Below are 20,687 nucleotides of genomic sequence, written 5' to 3'. Positions count from 1 at the left end.
CCTTTTCATATCCCACCAACTAGATCACGAAACGAGGAATCACTCGTCCATCGATATCGGTGAATCCGTACTCCTGGGCAAGATCGCCAACATGCAGCACCCGTCCGTTTTTCTGATGCACGTTACTATCGCCTGCCAAGGCAGACATCGCTCGCCCAATGTAGAACGGCGACTCTCTAAGTTGTAGAGCTTCGACCTCCTGCCAATGATCTTCATCTGTGTTGAAATTCCGTAACACCAATTCTGTGCGCATCCAACCAGGAGAGACAGCTACCGCTGTCATTTTCGTGTTATTGAAGTCATGGGCTAGAGCGAACACGGAGCGGTTAATCGCATTTTTGGCAAGATCGTAGTAGAAGGTTCCGAGATACTTATCCTGATCGTGGAACGTAGTATGTACGATTAATCCGGAATCCGTTTCCAACATGAGCGGGATCGCAAAATGATTAGTTGCAATTTGTGCGCGTATGCCGCTCGAAAACGTGGCATCCCACATATGGAGCGGATACTCCCAAAAAGGTTGTGGTTGTAAATTGGTTTCCACATCATGCAGGCCCCAGACGTTGTTCACAAGGAGATGAAGCCGTCCTTGTTCCCGTCGAATTCTCTCAATCAGCGCCTCGGTATCCTCATCGCGGGTATGATCGCAACGGCAGGCGTAAGCCTCTCCGCCATGACGAACAATCTCTTCGACTGTTTCATCAATGCTGCCTGGGAAACCGTGCGTCGTGGTACCTTTTACACTTCTTCCGGTTACATAAACCACGGCTCCCGCTTTGCCTAGTTCAATGGCGATACCTCGTCCCGCGCCTCGACTTCCTCCAGTAATGAGAGCGATCTTCCCATCGAGACTCTTCAAGTTCATCTACTCCTTCGCAGGTATTTATTGCTATATATTATATCACGGAACATATGTTCTGAAAATGTGTACTGCTTAGAAAGACTTGAATATACGAACAATCGTGCCCTATAATGATTGCAAACAATTGCTCGATACAAGTCAGCTTAGAGAATGGAGAAAATCATTAGATGTTTCAAGCAATCATGCAAGGAATTTTGTTATCATTTGGTCTCATTTTGCCGTTAGGTGTACAAAATGTATTTGTTTTTAATCAAGGTGTTACGCAACCCAGATTTATTAGGGCTTTACCGGTCATCATTACAGCATCGCTTTGTGATACGGCACTCATCTCATTAGCCATATTAGGGGTATCCGTAATCATATTGGCCATTCCGACTATTAAGGCGATATTATTCTTGGTGGGAATACTATTTCTAGCTTATATGGGGTTCGTAACGTGGAAAAGTAAAGCGAGTCGCAGCACGACTCAAGACGCAGCACTATCGCCTAAAAGGCAAATAACCTTCGCCGCATCTGTTTCACTATTAAATCCTCATGCAATCCTCGATACGATCGGTGTAATTGGAACAAGCTCCATTTCCTATTCCGGGATGGAAAAGATAGCATTTGCACTTGCTTGTATATTGGTGTCATGGATTTGGTTTTTTTCTCTTGCCTTAGTGGGAAGACAAGTGGGAAGATTAGATAAATCTGGCAGGTTTATCATGTTTCTAAATAAAGTTTCTTCCATTATTATGTGGGGAACAGCTGTATATCTGATTACACAATTAATCTAAAGGAAGACGATAGTGGAAAGATAAAGGAGCAGTATGAGGAAATTTCAGATTGCAATATGTTCGTTAATAATAGCTTTTACATTTACAGGATGTACCTCAAATAATAGTTCTCTGTCAGACAAGCTGTCAAAGCAGGCGCAATCAAAAGAACAAATGGTACTTCTGTAAATGAGCAAGTTGAACAAACAGTTCCGGCAGTTCAAAAACAAACATATACTTTCACAACTGAAACTTATTCTCAAGACGATATTATGATTCAATACCCTCAAGTCCATGGGTTGGGGGATTATTCAAAGGAAAAGACTATTAATGATTTGATTAAAAATGATGTTTTGAGAAGTCAGGTTGAAGAGCCATTAAAGTTTTACCAAAATGACACAGACAAAAATGTACTTACGCTAGATTTGAAGTATCAAGTTACAATGAGTACACCTGACTTGCTAAGCGTCGTTTACACAGGATATTCCTATATTGAGGTTGCTGCTCATCCCAATAATGAAATCTATTCTATAACGATTGATCTAAAGAATATGACTAAATTAAAGCTTACTGATTTCACAACTATAGACACAATGCTCGCAGAAAATATTAAGCAATCGACAGCAGTTACAAACGCAGCGATCAAAGACGGGATGGACAAAAATGATCTAATTATCGCAATCCAAAATATAGACGATCAAACTCTAATCAAGGGACTAAAGGAACAATGGGCCTATAACACTTTCTATCTAACACCAAACTCTTTAGTTGTAAGTGTGGTTGTTCCTCATGCGGTTGGAGATTATGCATTAGTAGAACTATCGGGTCAATAAGCGTTTATAGGCACCGAAAACAGAGGTCATTGCGCTTTCAGCAAGCAGGCCGGCAGGCGAATCTAAATATATGACTATTTAATGCATCTGCTTTTCCCATTCACCTTTGATTACTATTCCTGTCTCTTTCGCCGCTGCTTCAAGATCATGGATTTCCTGTGCTGTCAGCGTGATTTCAGCGGCTTTTACAGCATCAGCAATTTGGGAAGTTCTTGTAACGCCGATGATCGGAACGGTTCCTTTCACAATGGCCCAAGCGATTGCAACTTGTGCAGAAGTCGCATTGTGCTTATTGCCGATTTCCTTCATAACATGGATCAAGTCTTCCAGTTTCGCAAGCACGTCTTCATTAAACGCCTCTCCTCTTCTGGTGCCAGTTGGGAGGGGATTTTTCGCACTGTATTTGTCAGTTAATGCGCCTTGTTCCAACACCATATAGGAGAAAAACACAAGGTTGTTTTCATTGCAGTAATCGATAATTCCAGCTTCTTCGGACGAACGGTACAGTAAGCTGTAATGATTTTGTACAGCAGAGATCTTCAGCCCTTCTTCAGCCAGAATACTTTGTGCTAGTTTGATTTCCTCCAGATTGTGGTTGGAGACGCCTGCAAATTTTACTTTTCCGCTTTTCATCAACGGGATTAGCTCTGGAGTCCATCTTTTTACATCAAGAGGATTATGGATCCAATAGATATCGATATGGTCTGCGCCGAGCCGGTTCAGGCTCCTGTTCAAGCTGTCTTCAACAGGTCCGCCAACTCGCGGATTGAATTTCGTTGAGAGCAGCACATCGTCGCGGCCTTTTGTAAATTCGCCCAGAATGCTTTCGGAGGCTCCCATTCCGTACACAGTCGCAGTGTCCCATAAATTGAGTCCGGCTTTCATCGCTGAATCAAATACCGGTTTTAAGTCTTCTGAGGTAAGATTATTCCCGAAAATAGCATCCCCACCGCCTTGTCCGGTCCCCCATGACCAGGTACCAAGAACGATCGATGGAATCATTTCATTTTGCAATTTTATCTTTTTCATTTGTTTCATTCGGAATCTCTCCTTCACTCTTATTTTAATACTGCTGCGTTTACCGCATGAGATAAGAATATCAAGGAGACGAATGAATTTCTTTGCCTACAAGCTCATTTCATTTGTTTATTTAGCTCATTTTGTATTATTACCCCCCTTAGGCTTCCTCCTTCAACTTCAGCTGCTGTCTAAACTCCGATGGTGGGAGTCCGAATCTTTCCTTAAATACTTTGGAAAAATGAGCGATATTTTCGAATCCGGTCGAAAAACAGACATCCGTAACAGATAACGCCGTTTCCGCTAACAGTTCCTTGGCTTTATCCAGCCTCCGATTCCGAACCCATTTGAGCGGGGTGGTGCTGTATATGGCTCGAAAATCCCTTTTGAACGTAGCCAGGCTTCTGCCGGACAAATAGGCCAGGTCGTTAAGGGAAACGGGATTCAAGAAGTTCTCCTCCATGATCCTTGCGATGCTGTCTCTGTCCTTGCTTATGGGTTGCATCATTTGATGCAAAAAACGCTCATTCGTATCTGCTATGTGAAACAGCAATTCCATCAGTTTCACACGAACGAGTCCTTCTTTGACTTCGTCAGGGTTCTCAACATAGGGTTTTAACGACTCAATATAGCTTCCAATGCGGTCATTGATCGGAAAGACTGTTATCGGAACTACATCATTCATGAGGTAAATTGGTTTTAAACCGGCGAATTTGAGGAATTCATTTACTACCTTCTCGTTCAGGAAAAACATCATATAGTCGAGGATGTAATCGGAATCGGGTTCACCCGCTTTCTCATACTGGACTCCAATTGATTTATGAATAAACATCATTTCATTGCTCCGCATCGTATATTCTTGATCACCGAAGCGAACTGAATAGACACCCGACTTGACGATTAGCAGAAGATGATCCTGCAAAAAAAAGGTTCCTTTTATGCCTTGCGTGTAAAAACAGAATTCGATAACGGACATCCCATCCAGCTTTAAGCTCCCTTTTTTATTCGGAGATTTTATCAGTTCATGAGGCACCTTGACCATTTTGCTTGATCTCAAAGTCATGGACGTCCTCGCCTTATTTGTTCCTGCGATTGCTCTATTTTCCATTTCATTATCGTCCTTTCGGTTATACCGGATTGCCTGATGTTCAAAGGGAACATCCCCTATGTTTCTCAACACACGTTTCAACAGTTATACTTTTAGTATAACTGGAAACCGGCGAGAATACTTTGCTGAAAAGCTCAAACGACTTGTTCATTTAGCTCCTACATACTCTATTTAATCTTAGTCGCACTAAAAAGCTCCCTTCGAACTCATAATTGAAGGCAGCCGCACACGATGGGCTGCCTTTGTCCGTTGAAGTAACGGGCAGTATAGCGTGGTAGAACGACTAAGCGTTAACAATATACACGTGTTACCTAATATATGGTAATGTTATAATAATATATTGCTTATGGAAGAGGAGTGCTCTTTTTTGAAAGTATGGTGGCTAGAACTGCAACCAGATGCTAGTTATTTCTAAAGGTGTGTACGAAGGGCTAGCGGTCGAAGCAGTGAGATATCCTTCACCGGAGCATTATTGAAGCACGGGCTATTGGATGAATATCAATTTGCCGGAAAACAGGTTTTACCAAGAACATGCTCACCGAGTTGCTGTATCAAGATAGAAGAATAGTCGATTATCCCGACAAGAACTTGGCTATTATCCCTGTCGAGGACTGGCCGTATTTTGAATCTGGTATCAGAACGACATAAAGCCAACTATGCAATTGCGAACAGCCTTGAACAAATGTTTTCAAAATTTTGCATTATTCAACGGATGCCAGAGGATTTTGATAGAGTCAATGGACTGACAAATCCAATTCGAGGAAACATTTGCTTTATGTAGAAATATACGATTTTTAGCAATTTAGTTTGGAGGAATTTATTTGTCAAAGCTAGAGAGAGAAAACCAAGTATATGAAGATGAAATTACGCGAGAACGGGCGAGGAAAGACTTTAGAAGTAATCAAGAGATAGGTATCTTCGGAGTCATAGGTACTATTGGCTTGATTTATACCTTTATAAAGACTCAAGACCTTGTTCTAACAGGAATAATTGGAATCGCAGTAATCATTTTGTTTTTCATCTTAAAAAGAGTTCTGATAATTTCATTCTGGAAAGTTGTTGAAACTCAGCAAATACGACATAAACATCAGAAAAAACTTGAACGTGATCAGAGAGCTCAACAAGAGCAGATACGGATTCAAGTGCAGAATCGAAAGTGGGAAATAGAACAGGAAAAACAAAAGATGAAGATGGTAAAGCAAGAACAAATTAGAGAAGAGTATAAGAAAAAAATTATTCTGGATCAGAAGAAGATACTTGTTGTTGATGATAACAATGGATATAGAGTTTTGTTTTTTGAAGTATTTACAAATGACCAATACATACCATACATGGCAAAGGATGGAGTGGAGGCGATTCAACTTGTTAAAGAATTCGAACCTGATCTTGTTCTCATGGATATTAAGATGCCAAGAATGGATGGCATTAAAGCCTTAGAAAAAATTAAAAGCATAAATCCACGTATTCATGTAATTATGATGACCGCTTATGGAGAAATTGACGAAATTCAAAAGTGTTTGGATCTTGGGGCTGCTAGTCACTTTACAAAACCAGTTGACATTGATGAAGTAAGAGAGGCAGTTTTTTTAACACTTTACCCTGAAGCGAAAATTGCTCTTGAAATGGCTTAAAGGCTTGCACAGGCTACCCAAACAGTTTGGTTCATAGAGGTCAATACTGGAAATAACGAGGATGAGGGGTTATGGGGTAACTGGGAAAGCTGGAAATATGAAAAACAGTTAAGAATTGATGCTGATAAAGACCTAGTATTATTCAACACCTCAAGATTAGGTTTTGAATTGATGACACATTCATGCGCACATTTGGCATCGTCGTTTGCTGGACATTCCCATTTCGATCGGTACTCTACTTCAAATTCACCTGAACTGATTATTCGAAATATTGCTCGAAATTATTAAGTTAATCTGTGAATTAAAGCTTAATAAATTTCAAAGCTTGACTGACTGCTTACTATGGGTTGTAAGATTGAAAGTCTAAGTATTAATGCCAGTGGAAGAATAATACAACTTGATATTTTTGATATTGTAGATATTAAAGATGATGGTTGGTGTGCAATGAATTTTTGGATTCGGGACATCGAAAGTGAAGTTTTAAGTTTCTATTGCAATGCTATCGAGGTAATTACAGTTGATCAGATTGACTAATCAATCAAAAAGTGCATTCAACGAAGGGAAACGATACTTCACGCAGCCTACTAGAGTGGTCCTGCGGCTGTCCAACAATTATTTTAGCAGCTATTCATGGAGGGGTGATCTTTTGACGCAGTCGGACTTACGGCAGATGCTTGTTCGCAAACTGGTAGTCTCATATTTTACTTCCTGGGTAATTATCCTTTGGGTGTCCTTTCCTAACATAGCGTTAGGAGGAGGCAACTGGAATGCGGCTGGAAACTATATGTCTTGGGTTTTCATCATTGCGTTATACGCAGCTCCCACCATCTTTCTCTATGGAAGTCTAGTTTCTTCTCTCCTTGAAGTGGCAGCGGCGAAGTTAAAAGTGAAAGGCCCGGGTGAGGTGTTAGTATCTGGTTTGCTTCATGTCGCATTTGGGTTTTGCTATGGCTTCGTACTTCAATCTTCATTTTTCAGCATCATGGGTGGAGTTGCGGCGATCCTTTTCTTCAGTTGCGATCGAATCATCGTTCGTACCATCCTAAGCCTTAAGATAAAGACCCGATTGATCTCCTTCACTGCCCCTGTTCTCCTGCTTATTCTCATCGCAGGTGCGATCCATGTGACATCACCACCAATGCCGCCGTTCACGGCAAAAGAAGCTGTACAATTTGCCACTACCGGCAACGGCACTACTATTGACCGGTTTCCTAAGGAAGAGGGCCAAATTAAGTTAAAAATTGGCGGCTACGACGTTGAGCGGGAAACAAAAATAGAGGAAACGGACCGGAAGGAGACTTATAATGTGGTGTTTACGGAACGTTGGCAAAAAGATGAAGATAACGGTCAATATCAGATGATCTATGAGGTCAGCCGCGGAAGCATGGGAGCCAAAGGAGGAAGTGGTGAGGAGCCTCCATATTTGCAGTCAAAGTAATTGCGTTTCAATGGCGGATCACACCGAATAAAACTTACGCAATGTCATGTTCTGAAAGTGATGACCCAAGAGAACTATATAAAAAGAACGATTCAGTTTTTATCGGCAAAGTCAAAGAGACAACGTATGAGGATGTAGGAACCTTAAATCCCAAAAGCAGGGTAACATTTGAAGTTCAATCAGTATTGAAAGGTAATGGTAGAGACAATTTAACAATTGTAACTACCGCTGGCAGTGAATTTCTAAACACAAAAGAGTATCTTGTGTATGCTTACAAAACAACAAAGAAGAATTATTTATATAAGTATGTACAAGGAGAATTAGCGACAGATACCTGGTGCGGAGGAACCAAAGAATTATCACTCGCTAGTTATGACCTTGAAGAAATAGCTGAGTTGAAAAAAATGAGTAAAATCCTCAATGTTACTGCCATCGTTTCTGTGGTGTTGTTTGTAATTATTACGTTACTAATAGTATTAAAACGGAACCGGAAAGAAAACGATAATTAAACGAAAGAGGAACGTTAGTGAAAAATGTGCACCGCGGCAGCTGGCCCAAAAGATCGGCTGTTTTTTTGACTAGAGTTGAGGGGCGTGTTTGAATTGAAGTTTCTTAATAATGGGTTGTACATACTTTATGCAGTTATCTTGGCTGGGGTATCTATTTTCACTCGAGAAATAATTACTTTTATTATGTTAGGATTTGTTTTCATGGCTTTGATGAATATTAACGCCACCTTGCAAAAAATTCTCGCGAAAATGAATAAAGACAATGCACCTGTCGATTGATGATTACACTACCAAAAACCCCCAGGCCATCCGACCTGGGGGTTCATTCACTACCGCTCGCCGCGGTAAATCTCGCGCACCAAGCGGTAGGCGAGCTTCGGCTTGCGATACTCGTTCAGCAAGCCTTTGTTGTTAAAGCTCCGCGCCCGATCGCGGAAGTAACCGCGGTCGCTGCGCACGTCGACGCGGATGTCCGCAAAGTGCCAGATCAGCGTGCCGCAGATCCGCGGATCGTCGCGGAAGATGCGCAGCGCCTCGGTGACGACTTCGGCCTGGTAGTCTTCGCTGAACAGGCGCGGCTCCCAGCCCGCGTCACCGAAGATGCCCGCGGCGCCGAACTCGCTCATGATGACGGGCTTGCCGCCTGCGCCCTGTTGCTCAGCTTGCTCGAAGAACTTCTCCAGCATCCCCTTAAACCCGCTGACGTTCCCCTCGTACCAGCCGTAATACTTGTTGATGCCGATTACGTCAAAATACGAGAGCACGATGTCCTCGACCGGATGCATCGTCGCGTAGGTCACAGGCCGCGTCGCATCCAGCTCGCGGATCGTGCCGACGAACGCTTTGGTCAGTTCGACCGCCTCTTGCGAGCGGGTGTCGATCTCGTTGTGCGCGCCCCAGAAAATGATGGACGGGTGATGATAATCCCGGGTGATCATCTCCTTCAGCATGTGCACGCCCCGCTCGATGAACAGCGGGCTGGCCAGTGTCTCGAGGCTCATGAAGCAGCCCCACATCGGGATCTCGCTCCAGAGCAGCAGGCCGTGCTCGTCGAGCAGGTCGATCCAGAACTGGCTCTGCGGATAGTGGGAGCCACGGACGATGTTGCAGCCGAGATCCTTGAGAATGTCGATGTCCTTGAGCATGAGCTTCGGCGGGAAGGCAAACCCCCAATCCGGATGCTCCTCATGCCGGTTTACGCCTTGCAGGTACAGCTTGCGGCCGTTCAGCAGCACGTCGCAGCCTTGCACTTCGATCGTCCGGAAGCCTGTCCGGTCGATATAATCGTCTTCACCGGCTACGGCGGTAAAGGTATACAATTCTGGCGCACCAACGTCCCAGCGCCGAAGGCCTTCCAACCGACCTTTCAACTCGACCTTAGATGAGCCGCCTGCCGCGACGCTCACACCTTCTGCCGAGAGCGCAAGCCCCTCAGCCGCCACACGCACATCCACGCTGGAAGCCTCGCTGCACAGCGATTTCAGCTCCACTTGCAAAGTCACATCTGCCGCGTTGCCTTCCAGCCCATAATGAATCCGGAACTGATCGATATACACATCCGGCAGCACCTGCAGCTGAACCGGACGCATAATGCCGCCATATGAGTGCCAGTCGGCCACATCGGTCGGCAGTGTCTGCCAATCGACGGTGCTGTCGACGCGAACGACCAGTTCGTGCTGTCCCGCAGCTACCTGCGGCAAAACAAAATCGAACCCGGTAAAACCGCCGAAATGATACCCAGCATGCGTGCCGTCGACATACACATCGGCATGATGCAGAACGCCTTCGAACATCAACCGGATATTCCCTGCCTCAGCAAGGCTGAACGTCGTGCGGTACCAAGCGGCACCGATATAATCGTATAAGCCTAATTCGTTGTTCCAGCAGGAGGGTACAACGATTTTTCTCCCACCGTTAGGAAAGCGGGAAGCCCAGCCCTCGGTTTCGCCCCGTTTATCGGGATCGGTTATAAAGTCCCAAACGCCGTCCAGAGAACGGGTCTTCCGCTGAAGATGCTGCTGAAAAGTACGTGCCACGAGAAAAATCCCCTTTCATGTCTGTTTCGATAAGCGTATCATAAGAGAAGAGAGAGATTGTATGGCGAAACCATTTCTAAATTTGTCAAAATCGCTTTGCAAGAAGGTGCAAAAGAACGATGAATCATTACCGGATTTACCATCACCGGCTATCCTACGAAAAGCCCCCAGTGCCGGGCTGGAAAGACATTCGCAATACGACGGATGTGCACTCCTTTTACTGGATTCAGAGCGGGGAGGGTGAATTCGTCCATAACGAAGACGAAGAGGCGCCATTCTCCGTACAGGCTGGCGACCTGATTTACTTGAAGCCTGGCTTTACGCTGACAATGGCATCGTCAACCGAGAAGCCGCTGTGCATTCGGATGCTGCTGTTCGATTGTCTGGACGTCCCGTTCGACCATCATGCGTGGCATATGCCTCAGACAGTCGGTGAGCTGCCGCTGCCATTCCATAAACGGTTTCCACCGGAGCAGGCGGTCTGGTTCGAAGAACAGTTCGGCCGCATCTGGGCGCTGCGAAGCCACAACCCGCAGGAGAAGCAGGCGGAATTCCTGCATAGATTAACGCAGTTGATCCGCACGCTGCAGGAGACGGACGAAGCGCAGCTTGATCCCTACGTACGCGCCTACTACACGGCCAAGCAGCGGATCGAGACGAGCTACCACCTGCCGCTCAAGCTGGAGGAGCTCGCCAAATCCCTTCATATCTCGGTGTCACAGCTGCGCAAGCTGTTCATCCATAACCTGGGTCTGTCCCCCAAGGCCTACCTCAATAAAGTGCGGAACGAGCACGCCCGGACGCTGCTCCTGCTGACCGATGAGCCGATGAAAGCGATCGCGGAGGCGTGCGGCTTCGCCGACGAATTTCATTTTGGGAAAATGTTTCGAAGCTGGAACGGCGTGTCCCCAGCTCGCTACCGCGCCCGTAACAAACATGGTACAATGGCGGAATGACAATTGTTCACACGAAGGGAGCCCACACGATCCAATGGGAGCGGAAATTGAAAGAAAATACTTGCTGCCGGCTTTTCCGGAGGCGGAACTGGCCAATCACACACTGAAGCTGGTATCCAAACAATACATTTACCAGACATACCTGGCGTTCTCCGAAGATCAGGAGATCCGCGTGCGCAAGCTGGTGGATCCGACAGGAGAAAAGCATTTTACGCACACCTTCAAATCCGGTCACGGCATGATGCGCGAGGAAGTGGAATACAGCATCACCGAGTCGATCTATGCCCAACTCCTGGAACGCTCAGGACTGATCCCGCTGGAAAAAATCCGGACGACGCTGGAAGCGGACGGCCATACGTACGAAATTGACGAGTATAAGCAAATCGATCTGATGGTCGTCGAAGTGGAATTCCCGGACCTGTCAGCCGCGGAGGCTTTCACACCGCCGGCCTGGTTTGGCCGCGAGCTTGGGGCCGAGGAAGAATTCCGCAACAAAACGATGTGGATCAAGCTGCAGGAGCGCTGAGCCGACAGACAAGGTACTACGGAAAAATAAGCCTTTTCAGCAGGGGTGGGGTACGTTAAGATACATGTAAAAGATTCCAATTTCTAGGGGGAACCGCTCATGTATCCGAAATACCAAAAACGCAATACGCCGGCTTTTACCGCTGCTTCTTATTTTGCCCTTGCCGCAGGCATATTCCTGTACTGCATCGGGGTCTACAATGCGGACTGGGAGCTCAACGTCAAAGGTTATTATTTGCTGTGCATGTTCCTTATTATTATCACATGCATCGTGACGCAAAAGGTTGTGAGGGACAACAACGAGGATAAAGAAATGCGTCTCGACAATCCAAAGCACCGGATGCGGAACACGATCGCTTTTACGGGCATGGCGTTCGCGGGCTTGGTGATCGGGTTTGCGATGTTTTTCATCGGCCTGTTCAATGCGGATTTTGAGCTGAATGAAAAAGGGTACTACATCGCCGTCATGCTGCTGATCGCCTACAGTTCGATCGGCGTGCAGAAGGTGACGCGGGACAACGCCGAAGACAAAGAGATTCTGGAGAACTTGAATCCTTCGAATAATTCCCACTATAACGGCTGATCCGCCGTTTCCGCACCCGCCTAGCAGGCGGGTTTTCTTTTTTGTCGCGCCGCGGCACTTCCTAACATTTCGCCTTTAATTGTTAAAAACGTTAGCAAATTATGAAGAAAAATCATGTAAATCTAAAACTCCCTAAGGAAGTTTTACAACATTTTCCACGCACAATGAAAGCAACATGAACGAACTTTGAAGGAAGAGTGAGGTTATCCATGAGTCTTATTCATTTCTATCGCGAACAGTTTCTCGAACTCAGCGCGCAATCTGAGCCGGTATGGGAAGAAGAGCTCTTTTACAACTTTGGGTATCGTTGGTTTTCGCATGCTCACAGCGGTATTAAGGAGAACTTTCAGATGTCCGGCGGGAAGCGAGGGGCGCTGCATTTGATGTATGCGATTGAATTGCCGGATTGGTACAAGAGAACGAATCTCTGCGATTTGATTAAGAACATAAGGTCATCTTATGAGGTTTCGTTATATATGCTGATGGATAAAATACTGATTACGTCTTCTGTTTCGATTGAGAACCTGCAGATTACGTCGCTGGGCTTCGTCAATCAGGCACGGGCTGAGATTATTGATCTTGTTTTCTCGGCAATTGAGAAAGAGGATGTGGAACTAGGTAGACCGTACGATATGCGGCATTTATAATAAAGGAGGAGACATGATGGCATCCGTCAGGGGGTAGTTGATGGTTAAGGATTTGGTTAACAATTTTTCAATTCTTGCGGTATTTATTTTTGTGTCCATGCAAGTTTTCTATTCGGCGCGTGTGCAAGCTTCGGCTAAATGGAAGCAGCAGATCGGCCTTGGGTTGGTGCATGGGTTGTTCGGCATTCTGCTGGCGTATCTTGGGGTCTTGGTTTCGTTCGGACACATTCTGGATTTGAAGGCTATTGCCGTTATTATGGCCACGTTCATGGGAGGTGCCCCGGCCGGACTCATCGCCACAATGACGATGATCGTCGGTCGTTTCGTCATGGACCCCTCTTCCCTGCTGCGGGTTGCGATTCTCGGTTTGCTGATTTTTATTGGATGTATGATCATTGACACGGTTGTAAAGTCGTACTGGAAAAAATGGGTGCTGCTGACGCTGTGCCCGATCGTCGTGCTGTTTATCGATATGGCCGTTATTTTTCATATCCCATTTCAAGAGCTTGTGCTGCCCATGCTGCTGCTGCATGCGGCGGGAGGCTTGTTCGCAGCCGGGCTGATTCGGTATTTTTTACGTGCCGAGCAGCTCAAGCGTCAGGTCGTTTATGCCCAGCAGGAGCTGGTTGAGGTGCTTCGCATGCAGCCCGGCCTCACGTTCAAGCTGGAGTGCATTGACGGCGATCCGGTGTACACGATGATTGACGGGCAATTATTGGCGCAGCTCGGTCTCCAGCCGATTGATTATTTGCACAAAAAGGTGGAACATCTTCCACACTTTACCCCGGAGACTGCTTCTTTTATAAAGGAAAAATATGAAAAAGCGATCCGGGGAGAAGCGGTCGTTTATGAAACGAATTTTCGCGGACACACGCTATTGACGACGCTGCAGCCGGTGAATAACGGCGGCAAGGTGGAGGTCATCATCGGTTCCACAACGGACATTACGGATCGGAAAGCGACGGAGTTGCTGATTAAGGAGAGCGAAGAGCGCTATCGCCTACTGGTGGAAAATTCGCATGAGGGCATCATGAGCTTCACGACGGAAGGTATAATTGCATCCGTTAACGTTTCGGCACCCTTTATGAAATACACCAGTATGGAACGGCTGATTGGAAAGCCCCTATCGGCGCTGCTGCAGCCTGATGAGCGAATGGTATGGGAAAAGAACTTCAATGAAGCGCTGCAGAGCGATCACAATGTGCCATTTGAACTGAGCGTTCTTTTCAAGGATGGCGTTACGCGCAACTATCATATCACGCTGTCGGCGTATCATCATGCGGACGGGCGCATCAAAGGCATTGTAGGCACGGTGCATGACCTTACCGAGGTGCGCATGCGGATGGCCGCCGATCAAGCGAATCAGGCCAAGAGCCAGTTTATCGCGAAAATGAGCCATGAAATCCGCACGCCACTCAACGGGATTATCGGACTTACGCAATTGCTCGGCAAAACACCGCTTTCCGTTCACCAGAAAGATTACTTGAACAACATCACCTATTCCTCGCAGACACTGCTCGGGATTATTAACGATGTGCTCGATTTCTCCAAAGTTGAAGCAGGCAAAATCGAGGTCGAGCGGATCGCCTTTGATCTGGACGAGATGCTCAAAGAGCTTTCCCGCGTATGCAGCGTGCTCACGGAGAGCCGTCCGATCGAGCTGATTTTCAGCACGGCGGCGGGGATGCCAAGACAGCTTCTCGGCGATCCGCTGCGGCTAAAGCAGGTGCTGCTCAACTTGTGCAGCAATGCCATCAAATTTACGCGCACAGGCTACGTGATGCTGAAAGTTGAGTTGACCGAGCCGGCTGTCTCCTTCTCCGGAGACATTCAGTTGACCTTTAGCGTGGTCGACTCGGGGATCGGGATTTCGGCAGATAGACTCAGTGTTATTTTCGAACCGTTCTCTCAAGCGGCGGGGTCCACAAGCCGGGAATATGGGGGGACGGGCCTCGGGCTTACGATCAGCAAACATTTGATCAGTCTGATGGGCGGCGATTTGCAAGCGGAAAGCTTCATCGGGCAGGGCAGCCGTTTCTCGTTTACGCTGCAGTTTCAGGCTGTGGTGCCGCACGATTGGGAGGATTGGACGCTTGGCGAGCATACGGAGCTGTATCGCGTACTGCTTGTTGAGGACCATCCTTTGATGAGCGGCGCCTTGCAGGACGCGATGGAATCGTTCGAGATGGTAGTTACGGCCGTTTCTTCGTGGTCGGCTTTATCTCAGAAGCTTGCGGAAGCGGAAGAAGGACGGAAATGTTACGATTGCCTGCTCCTTGATATGGAATGCGACGATATGTACGGCGTGGAGACATGGCAATCATTTCTACAAGGGCTTGACCGTACAGCCAGTAAAGTGATTTGTTTGACTTCGTCGATGGGCAAGGAGGAGCTCCTGGGGCTGCCGAAAGCCGAGTGGCCGGACGCGATTCTCGTCAAGCCGGTTTCCCGGCTGGAGCTGCATCAGACGCTCGCGTCTTTATTTCATCCGAAGGATGCCGAACCGATGGAGAACAGCGGCAAGCTGCCTGCCCCGATATTCGAGGACAACCAAACCGTCTCTCTTCTGTTGGTCGAAGACAATGAGATCAATCAGCAGGTTGCCAAAGAACTGCTGGAAGAGCGCGGCTACCGCGTGGTGATCGCGGACAACGGCCGGGCGGCGATTGAGCTTTTGGAGCATGGCGATTTCGCCCTCGTTCTGATGGATATTCATATGCCGATGATGGACGGCGTGGAAGCGACGAAATATTTGCGCCAGACAGCGCAATTTGCCGGGCTGCCGATTATCGGACTGACGGCCAATGCGGCCAAGGAAGATCATGAATATTATTTGCAGATCGGGATGAACGATGTCATCTCCAAGCCGCTCGACGTGAAACAGCTGTACAGTGTCGTAAACAGGTGGAGCGGGCAAGCACACGCATTGGGCGCGGCAGCAGAGCGGGGGCTGGAACCGGACAGTTACTACAAGAGCATTGCCGCCATTGATTGGCAGGAGGCGCTTGCCCGCGTCGAAGGCAAGGTGAGCATTCTGACAACGATGCTGGGCATGTTCAAAAAGAACTACGCCGACTTCGCCGAACAGCTCCTCATTCAGCATCATCGGGGAGACGAGGCTGCGGTCAAACGCGCCGTGCACACGCTCATCGGCGTGGCCGGCAGCATTTCCGCCGGGCGGCTCCGCGAGGCGGTGCTGGAGCTTGAGAAGCAGGTTCTGCAAGGCGAGAATCTGCTGGAAGGGCTGGCGCAGGTTGCCGAGGAAATTGTGCGCATTACGGTGCACATTCCGGACGAGCCTGCGGCGGTTGCAGAGTAGGCGGAGGCGTCTCGGCCTTCTGCCACAAAGCAAACAAAAAAGCAGCATTCAAGGACGATTATGTCCAGGAATGCTGCTTTTTTGGGTAGTACAGACCGCTTACACGCCGGAGTAAGCCAAAAACCCGCCGTCCACCGGCACGGTTGTCCCGGTCACAAAACCGGACATGTCGCTGTCCGCCAGCCACAGCAGCGTGCCGAGCAGATCCTCCGGATTGCCGAAGCGGCGCATCGGCGTGTGGGAAATGATTTTGTGTGAGCGCTCGGTCAGCGAACCGTCTTCCTTTTTCAGCAGCTTGGCGTTCTGCTCCGTCACGAAAAAGCCCGGGGCAATTGCATTGACGCGAATGCCGCTTTCCGCCAGGTGCACAGCCAGCCACTGCGTGAAGTTCTCGATGGCTGCTTTGGCAGCGCTGTACGCGGGCACCTTCGTCATCGGCGACGGCGCGCTCATCGACGAGATGTTAATGACCGTCGCGCCGGCTCTGCCGTGCATCGATCGGGTGAACACCTGCGTCGGAATGAGCGTGCCGACGAAGTTCAGATCCAGCACCTGGCGGAAGCCGCTGATGCTGAGATCGTAGAACGTCTGCACGTCGGGATTCGCCAAATCCTCCAGCTTGAACGTCTCATTCGTCGTATTCGCGCTCGGATGATTGCCGCCGGCTCCGTTAATGAGAATGTCGCACGTGCCGAGCCGCTCGGCCACTTCCGCCGCTGCCTTCGTTACGCTCTCCGCATCCGTTACATCGCAGGAGACCGCGATTGCTCTGCCCCCAGCCGCTTCAATCTCGGCTGCAACGGCAAGCCCTTTCTCTAACGTGCGGTTTAGAATCGCAATATGCGCGCCTTGTCTCGCCAGCTCCAGTGCCATCACACGGCAGAGTACGCCTGCGCCTCCGGTGATGACGACAACTTTTTCGCGTAAAGAAGGAAAATTAGTCAATGGACTCATAAGCTTGCGTCCGCTCCTTTCGTGGCTGCTGCCTGCTGTTTTTGATGCATATCCCAAAGTCCCCATAAGTACATGATGCCGAGCGCGCGGTCATAGAGGCCGTAGCCCGGACGGCAATGCTCATCCCAAATATGGCGTCCATGGTCGGGACGGCAAAAGCCTTCAAACTGATGCTGCGACAGCGCCTCGACAATGCCCGCCATATTGACAGTCCCGTCTTGCGTCCGGTGCGACGTCTCAATAAAATCGCCATTCTCGTACACCTGCACATTCCGCAGATGGGCAAAAGGAATGCGATCCGCAAACTCATGCACCATCGCGACGATGTCGTTCGCCGGATTCGCGCCGAGTGAGCCGCTGCAGAGCGTAAGTCCGTTATAGGGGCTGTCGTGCAGCGCGAGGAAACGGCGAATATTCGCTTGACCCGTCATGAGGCGGGGGAGGCCAAACACCGACCACGGAGGATCGTCCGGATGAATCGCCATCCGAATATCGTTGGCGGCGGCGACAGGAATAATTTCGTCCAGGAAATATTTCACATTTGCCCACAAATGTTCTTCGGTCACGCCTTCGTACGCCTCAAACAGCTCCGTCAAGCGCGCCAGACGCTCCGGCTCCCAACCGGGCATCGAGAAGCTGGGGTCCGCATTAATGCGCTGCACGTGCTCCTGCAGGTCGAGTCCGGTGATTTTGTCTTTTTCATAAAAAAGGGCCGTAGAGCCGTCCCCCAGTTCCTTGTGCAGATCGGTCCTCACCCAGTCGAAGACGGGCATGAAGTTGTAGCAAATGACCTTGACGCCGACTTTGGCGAGCTTTTCGATCGTCTTTTTATAATTCGCGATGTACCGATCTCGGCTCGGCAGCCCCAGCTTAATATCCTCATGGATGTTCACGCTCTCCACGACCTTGATATGCAGGCCGGCGCGGTCCGCCTCTTCCTTCACTTGCAGAATGCGGTCCATTGGCCACTCCTCGCCGACTGGCACATCGTGCAAGGCCCAGACGATGCCTTCCACGCCGGGAATTTGCCTGATCTGCTTCAGCGTAACGGTATCATTGCCTTCGCCAAACCAACGGAATACCATTTTCATCGTTGTAAGTTCGCCTCGCTTATTTGAAATAGGTTGGAAATTTCTCTTTTAACATAGCCTGATCGGCGACGCCGACCTGCAGGTGCTCGCGAAGGAGGCGATCTGCGGCATCCGGCTGCTGCGTATCAATGGCATGGAGCATCTGCTGATGCTGCTCGTGCAGTGCTTCCCAGTGATGATCCGTGGCCAGCCGCAGCATGCGGAGCCGGTTCAGATGCACGTTCACCTGCTGGATAACCGCCCACGTGTTCATTTTGCGGCAGCCTTCGAAAATCGTGCGATGAAACGCCTCGTCCAGCTCGAACATTTGCTTGTAGTCATGCTGCTCCATGCAGGCTTGCTGCATCGCGAGATTCGTCCGCAGCGCTTGCAGCGCCGCCGCTGGGAACTGCTCGCAGGCTGAGCGGAGCACCGCCGCCTCGAGCTGCTCGCGGATGAAGCGGGCTTCATCGACGAGCGCCAGATCAATGAGCGAGACGATCGTCCCGCGCTGCGGGTAAATGTCGAGCAGCCCTTCCTGCGACAGCTGCACGAAGCTCTCGCGCACCGGCGTCCGGGAGACGCCGAAGGTGAGCGAAATTTCCTTCTCGGAAATCGCTGTGCCGGGCAGCAGCTCCAGGTTCAGGATCTGCGCCTTCAGCGCTTGATAGACCGCATCTCGCGTCGAGCTGACCGATGGTCTTTGGAATTGATTCATGAACACACTCCTTGGATTAGTGGTGATACGATTATACTACCATACTTGTATGGTAGTATGGAAGTAGGCAAAGTTGCTGATTCCACCCGCGAGTTTGGGTTGAGTAGGCTAATTCCTGCGAAGATGCAGGCATTGTCCGCAAAAATGGCACTTTCCGCAAAATGCCTGCGATCTAGCAGGTTTTTGAGCCGAATCCGCCCTAAAAGAGGGTACGCGCCCATTATGCCTGCCTAATCGCAGGTATTTCATCGAACCAGCAGGGGACGAGGAGAATTCCTGCTGATTTGCAGGCATTGCTGGGACAGTGGAGATGCGACCGCTCTCCGTGGCTGGACATACAGCCTCAGCTGCCAAGGGCTCAAGCAGCCCTGTACTTCCGGAAGCAGCGAGGCTCCTTTCGGCTTAATGCTGTTCCTGCGCACGGCCGGACCGGCGCGCAAACGCAAAAAAAAGGCGCCCCCATAACCGATCATGGATCGGTGGGGACGCCTTCTGCGTCAAAACCTATTGTGCAGCCGCCAGCGACTGCACTTTTTTCCAGGCGTCCAGCTGCTGCTCCAGCTGCTGGACCAGGACGTGCAAGTCCCGTGCGAACGCCGCGTCGGCTTGCACGGCTCGGGCCATGCCCGCCAGCTGCGCTTCGCCGGCTGGCGGGGCCGGCAGCGCGCTCAGCAGCTGCTGGAGCGCGCCAACCAGTGCCGCCGCAGGCTCGGCCGCGGCGCTCGCGCCTGCCGCAGCGGGCTGCGCCGCCGCTGCGCCAACACCGGCTGCCTCCACAGGGGCAGCCGTCCCCAGCACGCCTTCACCCGCAGGTGAAGGCGCAGCAACCACCGCAGCCGCGCGCTCAGCCGGCGCGGCCACAGCCTCGACGCGCGCCGCATCTGTGCGCGTGCTCTCCGAGGCCCGCGCAGCCTCTGCCTGCGCGGCCTCCGCGCGCTCCTGCGCAGCGAGCGCCTTCTCCGCCTTCTCCGCAGCGGCTTTGGCCCGCTCGGCGCGGTTGCTCTGCATCACTGACCACGTCTCGATCAGCTCGGGGCCGGATTTGAATAACAGCTTGCCTTTCATGCTGTCGGAAATGTCTTTATCTTTGAACATTTTCGCGATCTTCTTCACGTCGGGCACCGACAGCGCGTCTCGCGCGGCCGTAAGCGCCAGCGCATCGCGGAACTCGATCGCCACATCCTTGAGCGGCAGCAGCTGGTCTTCCGTCAACTTGTCCTTGCGGATTTCGGTGCCGCTGACGATCATCTTTTTCACGGCGTTGCCGAATTTCAGCAGTTCGCACTTATTCTTAATATAAGACTCGGGTTTGCCGAGCTTACTGGACAAAAACTTAAGCGAAGAGTTGAACTTGGACTCATGCATCAGCTTGTGAAACGCTTCGGCCTCTTCTATCGGCGAGAAGCCTTGGCGGGTCAAATTTTCCGCAATCTGCTCCAGGTAGATTTCCATTTCATCGGTCACCGTCGATACGATACAAGGCATCGTCGGTTTGTTCAGCATCCGGCTCGCCTTATAGCGGCGGTTGCCATAAATGATTTTATAACGGCCGTCCGGCGTCTTTCTAACCTTGATGGGGGACAGCAGGCCGATTTCCTCGATGCTTTTCATTAATTCTTCGAGAGCTTCCTCATCGAACTGGTACCGGGGCTGGTCCGTATCTTCGTCAATCAAATGCATCGGAATGTGCTCAATATCCATCGTCATGTCTCCATTCGTTCCTAAT

The 20,687-nt window shown here is 49.5% G+C and carries 18 protein-coding genes and 1 pseudogene; 11 read left to right on the top strand and 8 right to left on the bottom strand.

The window, feature by feature from the left end:
• Positions 1-19: 19 nt before the first annotated feature.
• Complete coding sequence (locus tag ABE504_RS18550; RefSeq protein WP_430091429.1) at positions 20-865, bottom strand: SDR family NAD(P)-dependent oxidoreductase; 846 nt, start codon at positions 863-865, stop codon at positions 20-22.
• A 164-nt stretch (positions 866-1,029) separates the two neighbouring features.
• Between ABE504_RS18550 and ABE504_RS18545 the strand changes: the two genes are divergently transcribed.
• Complete coding sequence (locus ABE504_RS18545; RefSeq protein WP_430091427.1) at positions 1,030-1,638, top strand: LysE/ArgO family amino acid transporter; 609 nt, start codon at positions 1,030-1,032, stop codon at positions 1,636-1,638.
• A 251-nt stretch (positions 1,639-1,889) separates the two neighbouring features.
• A complete protein-coding gene (locus ABE504_RS18540; protein WP_430091425.1) occupies positions 1,890-2,450 on the top strand; it encodes a PdaC/SigV domain-containing protein in 561 nt (186 codons plus the stop codon).
• Between the two features lie 78 nt (positions 2,451-2,528).
• Here ABE504_RS18540 and ABE504_RS18535 read toward each other — a convergent pair whose 3' ends face one another.
• Positions 2,529-3,488, bottom strand: a complete 960-nt coding sequence (locus ABE504_RS18535; protein ID WP_430091423.1) for an aldo/keto reductase — start codon at positions 3,486-3,488, stop codon at positions 2,529-2,531.
• Between the two features lie 139 nt (positions 3,489-3,627).
• Positions 3,628-4,647 carry a helix-turn-helix domain-containing protein gene (locus ABE504_RS18530; RefSeq protein ID WP_430091672.1) on the bottom strand — a complete coding sequence of 340 codons (1,020 nt, stop codon included), beginning with the start codon at positions 4,645-4,647 and terminating at the stop codon, positions 3,628-3,630.
• 749 nt (positions 4,648-5,396) lie between these two features.
• On the opposite strand from ABE504_RS18530, the gene ABE504_RS18525 reads away from it, so the two are divergent.
• The 3 genes from ABE504_RS18525 (at position 5,397) to ABE504_RS18515 (ending at position 8,153) form a co-directional block, all read left to right on the top strand.
• Positions 5,397-6,206 (top strand): response regulator, encoded by an 810-nt coding sequence (locus ABE504_RS18525; protein ID WP_430091421.1) that lies wholly within the window; start codon positions 5,397-5,399, stop codon positions 6,204-6,206.
• Positions 6,207-6,852: 646 nt separating this feature from the next.
• Positions 6,853-7,644: a hypothetical protein gene (locus ABE504_RS18520; protein ID WP_430091419.1), complete on the top strand. Its 792-nt coding sequence runs from the start codon at positions 6,853-6,855 to the stop codon at positions 7,642-7,644.
• A 41-nt stretch (positions 7,645-7,685) separates the two neighbouring features.
• Positions 7,686-8,153, top strand: a complete 468-nt coding sequence (locus ABE504_RS18515) for a hypothetical protein (protein WP_430091417.1) — start codon at positions 7,686-7,688, stop codon at positions 8,151-8,153.
• Positions 8,154-8,482: 329 nt separating this feature from the next.
• Here ABE504_RS18515 and ABE504_RS18510 read toward each other — a convergent pair whose 3' ends face one another.
• Positions 8,483-10,189, bottom strand: coding sequence for a glycoside hydrolase family 2 protein (locus ABE504_RS18510; RefSeq protein WP_430091416.1), 1,707 nt, complete (start codon positions 10,187-10,189; stop codon positions 8,483-8,485).
• A 119-nt stretch (positions 10,190-10,308) separates the two neighbouring features.
• Between ABE504_RS18510 and ABE504_RS18505 the strand changes: the two genes are divergently transcribed.
• The 6 genes and pseudogenes from ABE504_RS18505 (at position 10,309) to ABE504_RS18480 (ending at position 16,219) form a co-directional block, all read left to right on the top strand.
• Positions 10,309-11,145 carry an AraC family transcriptional regulator gene (locus tag ABE504_RS18505; protein WP_430091414.1) on the top strand — a complete coding sequence of 279 codons (837 nt, stop codon included), beginning with the start codon at positions 10,309-10,311 and terminating at the stop codon, positions 11,143-11,145.
• A 34-nt stretch (positions 11,146-11,179) separates the two neighbouring features.
• Entirely contained in the window at positions 11,180-11,671 is a 492-nt protein-coding gene (locus ABE504_RS18500; RefSeq protein WP_430091412.1) for a CYTH domain-containing protein, read from the top strand.
• 99 nt (positions 11,672-11,770) lie between these two features.
• Positions 11,771-11,953: pseudogene (locus tag ABE504_RS18495) on the top strand (YiaA/YiaB family inner membrane protein); the annotation flags it as partial.
• Between the two features lie 30 nt (positions 11,954-11,983).
• Positions 11,984-12,253, top strand: coding sequence for a YiaA/YiaB family inner membrane protein (locus tag ABE504_RS18490; protein WP_430091670.1), 270 nt, complete (start codon positions 11,984-11,986; stop codon positions 12,251-12,253).
• 209 nt (positions 12,254-12,462) lie between these two features.
• Positions 12,463-12,900, top strand: coding sequence for a hypothetical protein (locus tag ABE504_RS18485; protein WP_430091410.1), 438 nt, complete (start codon positions 12,463-12,465; stop codon positions 12,898-12,900).
• Between the two features lie 40 nt (positions 12,901-12,940).
• Entirely contained in the window at positions 12,941-16,219 is a 3,279-nt protein-coding gene (locus ABE504_RS18480) for a response regulator (RefSeq protein WP_430091409.1), read from the top strand.
• Positions 16,220-16,318: 99 nt separating this feature from the next.
• On the opposite strand, the gene ABE504_RS18475 is transcribed toward ABE504_RS18480, so the two are convergent.
• From ABE504_RS18475 to ABE504_RS18460, 4 genes are all read right to left on the bottom strand, one after another.
• A complete protein-coding gene (locus ABE504_RS18475; RefSeq protein ID WP_430091407.1) occupies positions 16,319-17,173 on the bottom strand; it encodes an SDR family oxidoreductase in 855 nt (284 codons plus the stop codon).
• Complete coding sequence (gene uxuA / locus ABE504_RS18470) at positions 17,170-18,264, bottom strand: mannonate dehydratase (protein WP_430091405.1); 1,095 nt, start codon at positions 18,262-18,264, stop codon at positions 17,170-17,172. The genes ABE504_RS18475 and uxuA overlap by 4 nt, the downstream gene beginning before the upstream one ends.
• 19 nt (positions 18,265-18,283) lie before the next feature.
• Positions 18,284-18,961 (bottom strand): GntR family transcriptional regulator, encoded by a 678-nt coding sequence (locus ABE504_RS18465; protein WP_430091403.1) that lies wholly within the window; start codon positions 18,959-18,961, stop codon positions 18,284-18,286.
• 504 nt (positions 18,962-19,465) lie between these two features.
• Positions 19,466-20,668, bottom strand: a complete 1,203-nt coding sequence (locus tag ABE504_RS18460) for a ParB/RepB/Spo0J family partition protein (RefSeq protein ID WP_430091401.1) — start codon at positions 20,666-20,668, stop codon at positions 19,466-19,468.
• Positions 20,669-20,687: the final 19 nt, after the last annotated feature.

The organism is Paenibacillus oryzisoli, assembly GCF_050467285.1.
Lineage (GTDB): Bacteria > Bacillota > Bacilli > Paenibacillales > NBRC-103111 > Paenibacillus_E > Paenibacillus_E oryzisoli_A.
The sequence above is the reverse complement of the archived record's forward strand: the minus strand, read 5'-3'. Positions and strand labels throughout refer to the sequence as shown.

Coding starts and splice junctions, on each gene's coding strand:
- ABE504_RS18490 (WP_430091670.1), top strand. CDS start 11,984: ATGCGTCTCGACAATCCAAAGCACCGGATGCGGAACACGATCGCTTTT.
- ABE504_RS18535 (WP_430091423.1), bottom strand. CDS start 3,488: ATGAAACAAATGAAAAAGATAAAATTGCAAAATGAAATGATTCCATCG.
- ABE504_RS18550 (WP_430091429.1), bottom strand. CDS start 865: ATGAACTTGAAGAGTCTCGATGGGAAGATCGCTCTCATTACTGGAGGA.
- uxuA (WP_430091405.1), bottom strand. CDS start 18,264: ATGAAAATGGTATTCCGTTGGTTTGGCGAAGGCAATGATACCGTTACG.
- ABE504_RS18515 (WP_430091417.1), top strand. CDS start 7,686: ATGTCATGTTCTGAAAGTGATGACCCAAGAGAACTATATAAAAAGAAC.
- ABE504_RS18500 (WP_430091412.1), top strand. CDS start 11,180: ATGGGAGCGGAAATTGAAAGAAAATACTTGCTGCCGGCTTTTCCGGAG.
- ABE504_RS18485 (WP_430091410.1), top strand. CDS start 12,463: ATGAGTCTTATTCATTTCTATCGCGAACAGTTTCTCGAACTCAGCGCG.
- ABE504_RS18460 (WP_430091401.1), bottom strand. CDS start 20,668: ATGACGATGGATATTGAGCACATTCCGATGCATTTGATTGACGAAGAT.
- ABE504_RS18505 (WP_430091414.1), top strand. CDS start 10,309: ATGAATCATTACCGGATTTACCATCACCGGCTATCCTACGAAAAGCCC.
- ABE504_RS18540 (WP_430091425.1), top strand. CDS start 1,890: ATGATTCAATACCCTCAAGTCCATGGGTTGGGGGATTATTCAAAGGAA.
- ABE504_RS18465 (WP_430091403.1), bottom strand. CDS start 18,961: ATGAATCAATTCCAAAGACCATCGGTCAGCTCGACGCGAGATGCGGTC.
- ABE504_RS18545 (WP_430091427.1), top strand. CDS start 1,030: ATGTTTCAAGCAATCATGCAAGGAATTTTGTTATCATTTGGTCTCATT.
- ABE504_RS18475 (WP_430091407.1), bottom strand. CDS start 17,173: ATGAGTCCATTGACTAATTTTCCTTCTTTACGCGAAAAAGTTGTCGTC.
- ABE504_RS18480 (WP_430091409.1), top strand. CDS start 12,941: ATGGTTAAGGATTTGGTTAACAATTTTTCAATTCTTGCGGTATTTATT.